The organism is Pseudomonas sp. H1_G08, assembly GCF_054681355.1.
Window position 1 is genome coordinate 5,418,257 of sequence record NZ_CP162822.1, and the last position, 13,202, is coordinate 5,431,458.

A 13,202-nucleotide genomic window follows, 5' to 3' on the forward strand; every position below is an offset into this window, starting at 1 on the left:
ATTAAGGAGCCTATCAAATGGCACGTTTCTTCCGTCGTCGTAAATTCTGCCGCTTCACCGCTGAAGACGTGAAAGAGATCGACTACAAAGATCTCAACACTCTGAAAGCTTACGTATCCGAGACCGGCAAAATCGTTCCAAGCCGCATCACCGGTACCAAAGCTCGTTATCAGCGTCAGCTGGCCACCGCTATCAAGCGCGCCCGCTTCCTGGCCCTGCTGGCCTACACCGACAGCCACGGCCGCTGAGACCGGGCAGTCGACAAGTAGCAAAGGATTGAATGCATGCGCGCCTTAGCTGAGTTCATCATGCGAGGCCGAATGCAGGCCACTCTCGTGGTGGCCGGATGTGCAACATTGCCGTTGTTGTATTGGTTGGGTGCTGCCGCCGGGAGCCTTGTGCTGCTGCGGCGCGGATTGGCGGACGCCCTTGGCGTTCTGTCGCTGGGACTGCTGCCGGCCTTGATCTGGTGGCTGTATGCCGACGACCCACGGGCACTTCTGGTGCTGCTGGGGTCTTCGGGGCTTGCGTTGGTTTTGCGCGCAAGCGAATCCTGGGTCCGCACGCTGCTGGTCAGCGTAGTGATCGGAGTGGTGTTTTCAGTGGTGCTCGGGGTCGCGTTTGCGGCTCAGATCGAGATGCTTGCACAGGCCCTTATAAAGGTCATGCCGGCACTTCTCGGTGAGACCTACAAGCAATTGTCGGTCGATGAGCAAGCGCGTTTCGCGTCCCTGATTGCACCGGTCCTGACCGGACTGATTGCGGCCTTGTTGCAGATCGTCAGCGTGCTGAGCCTGATTGTCGGGCGGCATTGGCAGGCGTTGTTGTACAACCCGGGTGGTTTCGGTCGCGAGTTTCGCGCCATCCGCATCCCGCTGGGGCCGGCGATGTTACTGCTGGCGTTGATGCTTCTGGGCCCGAATCTCGGTGCACAGATGGCCATGTTGACGCCGTTGTGCAGTGTACCGCTGGTGTTCGCCGGGCTGGCCCTGATTCACGGGCTGGTCGGGCAGAAGCGACTGGCCGGTTTCTGGCTGGTGGGGTTGTACGTCACGCTGCTGTTGTTCATGCAGCTGATCTATCCGTTGCTCGTGGTTCTGGCCATTGTCGACAGCCTGATTGATTTTCGCGGTCGTCACGTGTCGAAAGACACCGACAGCGCGAACGGTGAAGGTTAAAAGTTAGAGGATTTTCACATGCAACTGATCCTTCTGGAAAAAATCGCCAACCTGGGCAACCTGGGCGACAAAGTAAACGTTAAGGCCGGTTACGGCCGTAACTACCTGCTGCCTTTCGGCAAGGCTACCGCTGCGACCGCTGCCAACCTGGCTGCGTTCGAAGAGCGTCGCGCCGAGCTGGAAAAAGCCGCCGCAGACCGTAAGGCATCGGCTGAAAGCCGTGCTGCCCAACTGGCTGAGCTGGAAGTGACCATCACTGCCACCGCTGGCGACGAAGGCAAGCTGTTCGGTTCGATCGGTACTCACGACATCGCTGACGCACTGACCGCCTCCGGCGTTGAAGTGCAGAAGAGCGAAGTTCGTCTGCCGAACGGCACCATCCGCAACGTGGGTGAATTCGACGTGGCCGTGCACCTGCACGCCGAAGTTGAAGCCACCGTACGCGTTGTCGTGGTAGCAGCTTAAGCAACATCGATCGGCTGGCGGCTTGTCCGTCAGACGGTTAACATCGGGCACGATCCTGTTTACAGGTCGTGCCCTTTGTCTTTCTGAATTCCCTGCTTTTCACTAATACTCAAGTGGCCATGAACGATATCTCCGCTCCCGAGCAATACGATCTGCAAACCGCTGCCCTGAAGGTGCCGCCGCATTCCATCGAGGCCGAACAGGCCGTACTCGGTGGTCTGATGCTGGACAACAACGCCTGGGAACGCGTGCTCGATCAAGTCTCCGATGGCGATTTCTATCGACATGACCACCGTCTGATCTTCCGAGCGATCGCCAAACTGGCTGATCAGAACTCGCCGATCGACGTCGTGACCCTTGCCGAACAGCTGGACAAGGAAGGTCAGACGTCGCAAGTCGGCGGCCTCGGCTATCTTGGCGAACTGGCGAAAAACACCCCGTCCGTCGCCAACATCAAGGCCTATGCGCAGATCGTCCGCCAGCGTGCGACGTTGCGCCAACTGATCGGCATCAGTACCGAGATTGCCGACAGCGCCTTCAACCCCGAAGGCCGCACCGCCGAAGAGATCCTCGATGAAGCCGAACGGCAGATCTTCCAGATCGCCGAAGCGCGGCCCAAGACCGGCGGCCCGGTCGGCGTCAATGAGTTGCTGACCAAGGCTATCGACCGGATCGATACCCTGTTCAACACCGCCGACGCCATCACCGGTCTGTCTACGGGTTACACCGACCTCGATGAAAAGACCAGCGGCTTGCAGCCGTCCGACCTGATTATCGTCGCCGGCCGTCCGTCGATGGGTAAAACCACCTTCGCGATGAACCTGGTGGAAAACGCCGTGTTGCGCAGCGAGAAGGCTGTCCTGGTTTACTCCCTCGAGATGCCAGGCGAATCGCTGATCATGCGTATGCTGTCTTCGCTCGGCCGAATCGACCAGACCAAGGTGCGTTCCGGCCAGCTCGAAGATGACGACTGGCCGCGCCTGACGTCAGCGGTCAACCTGCTCAATGATCGCAAACTGTTCATCGATGACACCGCCGGTATCAGCCCTTCGGAAATGCGCGCGCGGACCCGGCGTCTGGTGCGTGAGCACGGCGATGTCGGCTTGATCATGATCGACTACCTGCAACTGATGCAGATCCCCGGTTCCAGCGGTGACAACCGCACCAACGAGATTTCCGAGATCTCGCGATCGCTGAAAGCGCTGGCCAAGGAATTCAACTGCCCGGTAGTCGCCCTGTCGCAGCTCAATCGTTCCCTCGAACAGCGCCCGAACAAACGCCCGGTCAACTCCGACTTGCGCGAATCCGGAGCGATCGAGCAGGACGCCGACGTGATCATGTTCGTTTATCGCGACGAGGTGTATCACCCGGAAACCGAGCACAAGGGCATTGCCGAAATCATCATCGGCAAACAGCGTAACGGCCCGATCGGGTTTATTCGGCTGGCGTTCATCGGCAAGTACACGCGCTTCGAAAACCTCGCGCCGGGCAGTTACAACTTCGACGACGACGAGTAACAGCAGACCGGATCATCCGGCCTGCTGTCGTGGTCGGTTTCAATCGGCCGAAGCTGCCGTCTCGCTGCTTGCAGTTGTTTCGACTCCGTCACCGGGGCGAATTTCCTCGCGGGTCAGTGCCTGGATCAGCGTCGCTTCGCTGATGGCCAGCTGTGCTGTGACGTCATTGGTTTGCGCCTGATATTCGGTTTCGGTCAGGGCATTTGTCGCAGACTGCGCGTCCAGTGCGGCCTGTTTCTGTTGATAGGGCTGACGTGCGGCGTCGAACCGGGACGAGTATTTGTGCGTGATGAAGTCCTGCCAGAAATCCATCGATACCAGAGCCTGAAACTCATCGGGGGAGTCGTTCAAGGCGATGACCTTTCGGTAGGCCACTTCCAGCATCGGCGATGTGACGCCGGCCATGCCGATAAAGGACAGTGTCTGCGGCTGAAACGGTAACTGCAGCCGATCCTTGAGCCCAAAGCGGTAGGCCATCGTCATCTCGTGCGGGTCGCGCAAGCGCAGCTGATGGATATTGCGCTCCCTCGCTGAAGTTTGCGGATCGTCGACGATTGCCCTGCTCGCAGCGATTTCGGCTGCGGCCAGATCATCGACCTGTCTGAGTCTGAACAGGCTTCTGGACAGGTCCACCAATCGAGCACCATCGCCGTCTTGCCTCGCCTGCATTCGCGCCTTGTGCGTCATGGTCAGTACTTGCATGTCTGTAAACGTGGCAGCGGCAAGGTCAGTGCAGCCAGCCTCGCAGGCGCGATCAAAAACGTCTCTGCGCAGCGCACGTGTCTGCACGCTGTTCTCGCTGATCGCATCGACCACGTCCCAGATCTGTCGGCGGAAATCGGCATGGTGGGCGAGCTTGGAAATGATGTTGAAAAAGCCATCTGAGCCCACCTGTGCTTTGAGCCTGTTCAATTGCTCGGCGCGAATCATCGCCTCGTCTGCCGTCATGCCGACGGTCAACTGCGGATAGACCGAAACAGAGTTCGTTGCCACTGCTTGCGGGTGGGCTGCCGAAAGAGAAGTCGTCAGCAGGTTCAATGGATTGTAGAGCGATGCTGCGGAGCGGTTCAGCCATTCACCGTAGCCGGCCAGGCGTTCTCGTGTGTATGCGCTCAGGGGATTACCGCTTATCTGAGTGCCACTGTTGACCTGAATCGAATGCGTCAGGCGATCCGCTGCCGGTGCGACGACAAAGTCGGGCAGACTCGTGATCCGGTTGTCGTTCAGATGGACCTTGCCCAGCAGGGGCTGATCGAACAGTCCGGTTGGCCAGCTTTCGATGCCCGTATTGGACATGTCGACCTCGCGCATGTCAGTGATCGCACTGAAATCCGGGCTCACGCTCAAGTGCGGGTTGTCGTGAATCCACAAGGCCCTCAGAGTGGTTCTCCCGGCCAGTATCTGCGCGGTCTCGGCGGTGAGTTCCAGTTGATTACCCTGCAGGAACAACCGCGTCATCCCGTGCATCTCGCCGATGGCCGGAGGGAGATCCCTGAGTCGATTGTTCGCCATGTTCAGCCAGCGCAAATGCCGGAAGCGGGTCAGGAAACCTTCCGGGGATTCGGTGAGATTCATGTTGTTGAGTTTGAGTGAGCCGACATGGCTGAAGTCGCTGCTCAGATCCGGCAGGGTTGGCAGTGTCAAACCGCTCAAATCCAGTTCAAGACCTATCGGCGTGCCGTCGAAGGCGTGTTGCTCGGGCGTTTCACGTCGCCAGCAACTGATGATCCGGTCACGTGCCTCGATGCGCTCATTGCGGGTTTGAGTGTTGGCGTGCAATTGATTGACGCGGATATAGCGCAGACGATTGCTGCCTCCGGAAAAAACCCAGTCATCCAACTGGTTTTTCAGCACGGCGAAATCCTGCTCGAGCGCCAACAGCCTGGTCGCGACAGTGCCCTTGTCTTGGCTCCAGATAAAATCCCGGCAGGCCTTGATGCTTTTGCCCGGAAACAGTCTTCGGTAGCGTTGCGCTCGCGAGTTCTCAGTATCGAATACGGCGGGGTGGGCTGGAGTCATCAACTCGGGATGCAGTTCATTGAGTCTTCGCCAGTAGCCATCGAACTTTCTCCAGTAAGGCGAAGGGAAGTCGTTGCCCTCAATCAGCGTGCGGTTGTTGATCCGCGCGACCACAGCCAATTGATCGGCAGGCGGGTTGATATGCGCGTCGGGGACGTTGCGCAGTTTATTGTTGCTGAGGTCGACGCCGGTCAAGGTGGTCTTGTCAGCCAGCCCGAGGGGCCACTCGCTGATTCCGGTGTTCCTCAGCTCCAGTGTCTGCAGTCTGGACATCGCGCTGAAATCGGGCGGTATCTGCAGTGGGTTGTCAGAGAGCTTGACGGTAACCAGCTGATGCAATGCACTCAATGCACCAGCGCTGTGCTCATCGAGTTTTATCTGGTTTTCAGTCAGATTGAGGTGGGCGAGCCGGCTCATCCCGCTGATGGCTGCGGGCAATTTTTTCAGGCCGGAGCGGGTGATCGTCAGAATGTCCAGATCAGGCAACCGCGACAGGAACGTGTCGGCAGTGTCGGACCAGACGACGTTATTGAGGATGAGCATTTTCAACCGACTGAAGTCGGCAGTCAGTGACGGTAGCGGTCCGTTCACTGCTGGCAGCATGAGCGACGTCGATTCCTGGAGCCAGCAGTCCTTGATAGTCCGGGCAATGTATTCTGCCCGAAGCTTTTCCTGGCCGGCGGCGCTGGATGCTGCCGACGTGCTGTCGGCGACGTAAGCCTGCAGCTGTGCGTCGAGCACCTTGAACTCCTCGAAACGCCGGCTGATCGTGGCTTCTGCATCATCCCCCAGACCGATCAGGTATTCCCGGGCAGTTTGCGGGGTTCTCTCTGGATGCATCCGCAGCAGCATGGCGACTTCTGGAATGTCGCCATCAATCCGGAATGCAGCCGTGCGTGCGCTGGTAATCAGTGCCGGGTATTGCGCCGTAACCCGCTGCCAATAGACTTCCAGCCGCCGCCAATAACCGCTGGCGAAGGGATTGCCTTCGATCAGGGTGACGCGGTTGATGTTGGCGATGTCGAGCAACTGATCACTCGCCGGATTGATGATCGCCTGCGGAATTTCGCGCAATCGGTTGTTGCGCAGATCGATTGACTCTATCGCTAGCTGATCTCGCAGCCCGGTTGGCCATTCATCCAGCCCGGTGTTGCGCAGACTCACGGTCTTGAGCTGGAGCATGCCGCTGAAGTCCAGGGTCTTGCCCAGCGGGTTGTCCGACAGATCAAGGCTTTCCAGTTGGCTGAGCGAAGCCAGCTCGCCGGCGGTTTGCTCGCTCAGTTCAATGCGGTTCGCTCGCAGGTCCAGTTCCTTCAGGCCGGGCATCTGCGTGAGGTTCGCCGGCGGTGTATCGAGCGCCGAAGCGTTGATTTTCAAGCGCTCAAGGGCTGTGAACCGCTTGAGAAAAGTTTCGGAGCCCGCCGACCATGCCACCGCCTGCAAGTGCAGCGTGCGTACATGGCTGAAATCTGCCGAGAGCGCAGCGATGCCGGCGCCGCCAAGATCCAGCTGCAGCGTTGTTCCCGTCTGCCGTTTCCAGCAACGCTTGATCTCTTGCGCGGCGCGCTCCACCGAGGGATGGGTCGCCCCGCCGGCCAGCGCACTGGTCTTCAGCCACGTCGCGAGTTCCAGCTTCAAGGTCTTGTATTCAGTCTCGACGCGGGTCAAGAAGCCTTGTACATCGTCGCCGTGGGGGCTCAGCAGCGTGCGGATCTGCTCGCTGTCCAGAGAGGGATAAAGTTTTCGCAGTCGCGATTGTGGCGTGCGCAGTCGGTTGAACGCGGTGTTGAGCCGTTCCCGCAGCCCCGGTGAAGCCGGTTGGTCGGGACTGCCACGCTGCATTCCGCCGGCTCCGCCGACTACGATGCCTTGCCAGCCCTGACGGGCATCGAACACCACAGGCTCGGATCTGCCCGGGCGCGTAGCGCTGTAGATGTTGTCGATGTCGGCGGCGACAGGATCTTGCGGGCGAACGATGCGCATCACTTCGGCCAGAGGCGTCGACGCATCGGGATCGTGCAAGACCTGATAGCCGTGATTATCGATCACTGCATAGAGCTTGCCGTCATGGCGGTGCAGCCCGTCGCTGTCGGGTGAGCTGGTGCTGAAGTCGAGCGGCGTGCGAAACGCCTGCAGACGCGCCCCCGATAAAGCGAAGGTGCTTGGTTGCGAAAATTCCAGCGCATGCCATCGACCACTCTCGGGGTCGTGCAGCATCAGCGGTCCGGAGGGGATCGATTCACTGGCCAGCCTGGCGCGCCAGAGGCCGCTCTGCGCATCCTTGCCCACCTGCACGAAGCCACCATCGGTCATTTCCACGTAATGGCGGCCCTTGAATGTTCTCAGGCCTTCAGCGTCGGCATCGGGCAAGCCGATCGTTGCACTGAGCCGGTAATGCTCAGGCGGGTGGCCCACATGAGCGAAGGCGTCATGCATTGAAGCAATCGCCTGCACTGTGACGTTGGGAGCAGGAACGATTGCATCAGGATCGATACCGTCTGTGGGCCTGTTCGCGCGGATTGACGGGCCGCTCAACGTGGTCGGATCCAGGCCGGGGCGCGGGGTCAGGTTGAGGCGTGGCGGGGGCGTATCCATGGATGTGTCCGGTCGAATATGTGAATGACCGGGAAGCGTCACTTTCGACGGCGGTTTGCTTGGCATGTCTTACATTCCTTGTAGTCGTTGCACGGTAGCTTCTTCAGCGGAAGCTGCCGGCCTGTTCGGCGTCATTGCCTGAGGCTGTGTCATCGGGTGAGCGGAGGCGGCGGCGAGGTCGAAGATTTTCTGCGCTGTGCGTCCATCGAGATATTCGCGCCAGACAGGTTGATGCGGCCGCTGCGCCAGTTCTTCCCTGCGCTGCGATTGAATACCCCTGCTGCTTTGTTCAAGGGTTTTCAAATGCGCGCCGCGCACGTTGAAATTCAAGTCCGGGGAATCCTGTCTCGCATAATGGAAATGTGCGTGCCAGAGGGGATCGTGGGTATGTGCATCGGTGACTAGATAGATGTCGAGATATTGCCGGTCCGAACCCTTGCCACGTTTCAATCGGCTCTCGATTTTCCGGGCGTTCACGTGGCCCTTGTCGATCAGGTACAGCAGTCGGTCGACGTTCAGAACATGCTTGTCCTTATAGATTCGCAGGCGGATGTTTTCGCCCTCATTGCGCAGACGTTCACTGGCGTCCTGCAGGCGTCGAATCAGCGCGGCGGTCTCATCATGGGCCGGTTCCGCCCGCTGCAACTGCAATACGGTGTCATCCATTGCCCCGGCGCTGCTTTCGAGCATCTCGACAATGTTGTCCGGATGGTTTCTTTGCCGTTCTTCGTGGAGGGCAGCGCGGACATGCGCGTCGACACGGTCAAGGTGCCGAGTGGCTTCGGCAACCAATGACGGCAAGCTCCTCTGCGGCGTTGTCCGCGGCGAACGCCATTCACCGCGTCCTCGGTCATAGGTCTGTGACGGCTGCCTGGGATTGTGGAGGTTGCGGACCTCAATCACCTCTTCGTTTTGCGCGGTGCGTCGAGACTCGCCGACATTGAGCTTGTAGACGCCGTTTTTCTTTGCCCGAAAGATGAGCTTGGGCGGCGGTTGGAGACCGCTTCTGTCCTGGGCCGGAATGAACTCGAAATCAATGTTCTGCTGGTCGAACGTCAGCACCGGACGGTCAGCCTGATGGAGAAACTGGTTCAAGCGGCCTACCAGCGTCTGCTCGAATATTTCGATTTCCGCAGTGATCTCCCTGCGTGAAGTGGCGTGCTGCTCCCCCGGTGCCAGATCAAGGCGTTCGAACCAGTGGCGGATGGCTGTGCATTCCTGGAACAGGTTATTCAATACGGCAGGGTGGGAAACCTCGGGAACTGCGCCAAGCGCTCCGTAAACAAAGGTCACCTGACCAAAGCGGGTGGCCAGTTCCGATGCCAGAGGGGCGTTGCCGGCCGATTGTGGGGTATCCAGCATCAGACTTTTGGTCAGGACCCAAGAGGCAACAACGTTATGGGTGTCCATTGGTGAAAGAACATCCGCGCTGAACTCGTCTGGAGAGACCCGCCATTTGTTCACCAGATTGTCGGCGATTTGCTGGCGCTCTTTCAGATGACTCAGCATCCTGCCCAGAACGTTGACTGTTCGCGGAAGCCGCTCCGGGTCGAGGTCGATCATCGGACCCTCCAGGGCGTGGCGCGTCAAGCCGCATTCGATCAGTTGCTGATAGGCGAGCATCTGTTTTTTTTGCAGCCTGATTATGTTGTTCAGGTAAGCGTCCTGCTTCATGAAGCGCTTGATCGAGGATTTATGCTCCTCGTAGTATTTCAGCGCCTTTCCAAGGTGTTTCAGTTCTTTGTGGCAGTGAACCTCGCGATCAAGCAGCGCCATTGTTTCGCGTCGAACGGTTTGCGCATGCTCTCCCTGCGCGTTACTCGCCTCCAGCCAGGCGTTTATCAGCTGTTCACGTTTATCCTGATCCTGCTTGATCCGCTTGTTGATACCCTCGAGTGCGACTGTCACCTCCAGATGCAGCCATAAGTCTGAGGGTCGCGCCGCTGCGCCTCTCGGCATTCCGGCTACACCTGTCAAGGAGGTTCCGCGCCAGCCGGATTGAGCATTGAAAGTAATCGCTTCCGACCTGCCGGGACGTGATGCGACGTAAACGTTTGTCGCATCGGCGGCGATCGGATCTTCAGGGCGAACGATGCGCATCACCGCTCTGTGCGGTGTCGAGGCGTCGAGATCATGCAGAACCTGATAGGCGTAGCTCTCGATCTGCACATAGAGTTTGCCGTTGAAGCGCAACAGGCCATCGCCGTCCGGCTCGACCGTGCTGAAATCCAGATCGGTGCGAAACGCCTCCAGCCGGGTAGTGGACAAGGGGTAGGTGGAGGGCGCCGAGGTGTCGATGGGCTGCCAGAGACGGCTGTCGGTATCGAAGCGCAATAGCGGTCCCGACGCGTGCAATTCGCTGGGCAATTTTGCCCGGTAGAAACCGCTGGCCGAGTCCAGACTCACCTGTACGGTGCCACCCTCCGGTACCTGGACATACTGGCGTCCATTGAGCGTCGACATGCCTTCGGCATCGGCCGCCGGCAGCACAACCAGCGAAGTGATCCAGTAATCCTTCAAAGGGCGGTCGTGCACAAAGGCAACAGATTGCGCTACCGCTGCCGTTCTGACCGCCGCCCGCGCAGGCATGGGGATAATGTGGTTGAGCACGTGATCGATCGCTGTTGCGATCGTTGTCGTCGGGCGCGTGGGAATCCTGAGCCCCGACGTGCCATCGAAGGACAGGGGGAAACCAGGCCGGGTTAGCGAATAATCGGGTCGCGGATTATGGACCGAGACGGTTGTAATACCTCTGATTGGCGGTTTGGGTGACATTGCCTGTCTTCCTTTACGTTGAATGCCCCGTTACTCCCGGGGGAGTGCTGCGGGCGGGCGGCTTCCTTGCCGTTTTGGTGCGTCGTACGCTCAGCGAAAACTCGTGATGTGTCGCGGGCTGGCTGCGCGAGACCAGCTCGCAGAGAAACCGACCACCGTCGTCGGAATTGGTCAAAATTTGTGCTATATTCCGCGCCCGCGATTTTTCACTTCAACACCGGTCGTCGACATGCAAGCAGCCAAGCCGTTATTTGACTATCCAAAATATTGGGCCGAATGTTTCGGGCCAGCGCCATTCCTGCCGATGAGCAGGGAGGAGATGGATCAGCTCGGCTGGGATTCGTGCGACATCATCATTGTTACCGGTGATGCCTACGTCGATCATCCGTCGTTCGGCATGGCGATCATCGGCCGGCTGCTGGAGTCGCAAGGCTTCCGCGTCGGGATCATCGCGCAGCCGAACTGGCAGTCCAAAGACGACTTCATGAAGCTCGGCGAGCCGAACCTGTTCTTCGGCGTCGCGGCGGGCAACATGGACTCGATGATCAATCGTTACACCGCGGACAAGAAAATCCGTTCCGATGACGCGTACACGCCCGGCGGCATGGCCGGCAAGCGTCCGGATCGCGCCAGTCTGGTCTACAGCCAGCGCTGCAAGGAAGCCTACAAGCATGTGCCGATCGTGCTCGGCGGCATTGAAGCCTCGCTGCGCCGCATCGCCCACTACGACTATTGGCAGGATCGCGTGCGCAACTCGATCCTGATCGACGCCAGCGCCGACATTCTGCTGTACGGCAACGCCGAGCGGGCCATTGTCGAAGTTGCCCAGCGCCTGTCGTGGGGCCACAAGATCGAAGACATCACCGATGTGCGCGGCACCGCGTTCATCCGTCGCGACACGCCACAGGGCTGGTACGAAGTCGACTCCACGCGCATCGACCGTCCGGGCAAGGTCGACAAGATCATCAACCCGTACGTGAATACCCAGGACACCCAGGCCTGCGCCATCGAGCAGGAAAAAGGCCCGGTCGAAGATCCGCAGGAAGCCAAGGTCGTGCAGATCCTGGCCAGCCCGCGCATGACCCGTGACAAGACCGTGATTCGTCTGCCGTCGATGGAGAAGGTGCGCAACGACCCGGTTCTTTACGCCCACGCCAACCGCGTGTTGCACCTGGAAACCAACCCGGGCAACGCCCGTGCGCTGGTGCAGAAGCATGGCGAGCTCGATGTCTGGTTCAACCCGCCGCCGATTCCGATGACCACCGAAGAAATGGACTACGTGTTCGGCATGCCTTACGCCCGTGTGCCGCACCCGGCGTACGGCAAGGAGAAGATCCCGGCCTACGACATGATCCGTTTCTCGGTGAACATCATGCGTGGCTGCTTTGGTGGCTGCACCTTCTGCTCGATCACCGAGCACGAAGGCCGCATCATCCAGAACCGTTCCGAAGAGTCGATCATTCGCGAAATCGAAGAGATCCGCGACAAGGTGCCGGGTTTCACCGGGGTCATTTCCGACCTCGGCGGCCCGACTGCGAACATGTACCGCATCGCCTGCAAGAGCCCGGAAATCGAATCCGCCTGCCGCAAGCCTTCGTGCGTGTTCCCCGGTATCTGCCCGAACCTGAACACCGACCATTCGTCGCTGATTCAGCTGTATCGCAGCGCCCGTGCCCTGCCGGGTGTGAAGAAGATCCTGATCGCCTCCGGTTTGCGTTACGACCTCGCCGTCGAGTCGCCGGAATACGTCAAGGAGCTGGTGACTCACCACGTCGGCGGTTATCTGAAGATCGCCCCGGAGCACACCGAGGAAGGTCCGCTCAACCAGATGATGAAGCCGGGCATCGGCAGCTATGACAAGTTCAAGCGCATGTTCGAGAAGTACACCAAGGAAGCGGGCAAGGAGCAGTACCTGATTCCGTACTTCATCGCTGCCCACCCGGGCACCACCGACGAAGACATGATGAACCTTGCTCTGTGGCTCAAGGGCAATGGCTTCCGCGCCGATCAGGTGCAGGCGTTCTACCCGTCGCCGATGGCCACCGCCACGGCGATGTACCACTCGGGCAAGAACCCGCTGCGCAAGGTGACGTACAAGAGCGACGGCGTGACCATCGTCAAGAGCGAAGATCAGCGTCGTCTGCACAAGGCGTTCTTGCGTTATCACGACCCGAAAGGCTGGCCGATGCTGCGTGAAGCGCTGATCCGCATGGGCCGCGCCGATCTGATCGGCCCGGGCAAGGATCAACTGATCCCGGCGCATCAGCCGGCCACCGACAGCTACCAGAGCGCCCGTCGCAAGAACTCGACGCCGGCCGGCAGCCACAAGGTCGCCAAAGAGAAGACCACCAAGATTCTCACCCAGCACACCGGTCTGCCGCCGCGTGCCAGTGATGGCGGTAATCCGTGGGACAAGCGTGAACAGGCCAAGGCTGCGGCATTCGCCCGCAACCAGCAGGCGGCCAAGGAGCGCAAGGATGCGGCCAAAGGCAAAGGGCCGAAGCCGACACGCAAGCCGGTCGTGCCGCGCTAAACACTGCTTGAGCTGAACAGAACGCCAACCTTCGGGTTGGCGTTTTGCTGATCGTTCCCACGCTCCGCGTGGGAATGCCTCTCGGGACGCTCCGCGTTCCAGCCGTTACTCGCAGTATTG

At 59.5% G+C, this 13,202-nt stretch carries 7 protein-coding genes; 5 read left to right on the forward strand and 2 right to left on the reverse strand.

From position 1 onward, the window contains the following. The first annotated feature begins 17 nt into the window (after positions 1-17). From rpsR to dnaB, 4 genes are all read left to right on the forward strand, one after another. Positions 18-248: a 30S ribosomal protein S18 gene (rpsR, locus tag AB4N85_RS24530; protein ID WP_002551829.1), complete on the forward strand. Its 231-nt coding sequence runs from the start codon at positions 18-20 to the stop codon at positions 246-248. A gap of 36 nt (positions 249-284) precedes the next feature. Next, entirely contained in the window at positions 285-1,178 is an 894-nt protein-coding gene (locus AB4N85_RS24535; protein WP_252868708.1) for a hypothetical protein, read from the forward strand. 18 nt (positions 1,179-1,196) lie between these two features. After that, on the forward strand, positions 1,197-1,643 hold the full coding sequence (rplI, locus tag AB4N85_RS24540) for a 50S ribosomal protein L9 (protein WP_003221136.1): 447 nt from the start codon (positions 1,197-1,199) through the stop codon (positions 1,641-1,643). A 119-nt stretch (positions 1,644-1,762) separates the two neighbouring features. Next, complete coding sequence (dnaB, locus tag AB4N85_RS24545; RefSeq protein ID WP_016771936.1) at positions 1,763-3,160, forward strand: replicative DNA helicase; 1,398 nt, start codon at positions 1,763-1,765, stop codon at positions 3,158-3,160. Positions 3,161-3,199: 39 nt separating this feature from the next. Here the strand turns inward: dnaB and AB4N85_RS24550 are convergent, their stop codons facing one another. Then, positions 3,200-7,840, reverse strand: a complete 4,641-nt coding sequence (locus AB4N85_RS24550; RefSeq protein WP_252868709.1) for an NEL-type E3 ubiquitin ligase domain-containing protein — start codon at positions 7,838-7,840, stop codon at positions 3,200-3,202. 3 nt (positions 7,841-7,843) lie between these two features. After that, the gene (locus tag AB4N85_RS24555) at positions 7,844-10,549 is read right to left on the reverse strand and encodes a hypothetical protein (RefSeq protein ID WP_252868710.1); all 2,706 of its coding nucleotides are present in this window, start codon (positions 10,547-10,549) and stop codon (positions 7,844-7,846) included. 229 nt (positions 10,550-10,778) lie between these two features. On the opposite strand from AB4N85_RS24555, the gene AB4N85_RS24560 reads away from it, so the two are divergent. Then, complete coding sequence (locus tag AB4N85_RS24560; protein WP_016771932.1) at positions 10,779-13,082, forward strand: YgiQ family radical SAM protein; 2,304 nt, start codon at positions 10,779-10,781, stop codon at positions 13,080-13,082. Positions 13,083-13,202 lie beyond the last annotated feature (120 nt).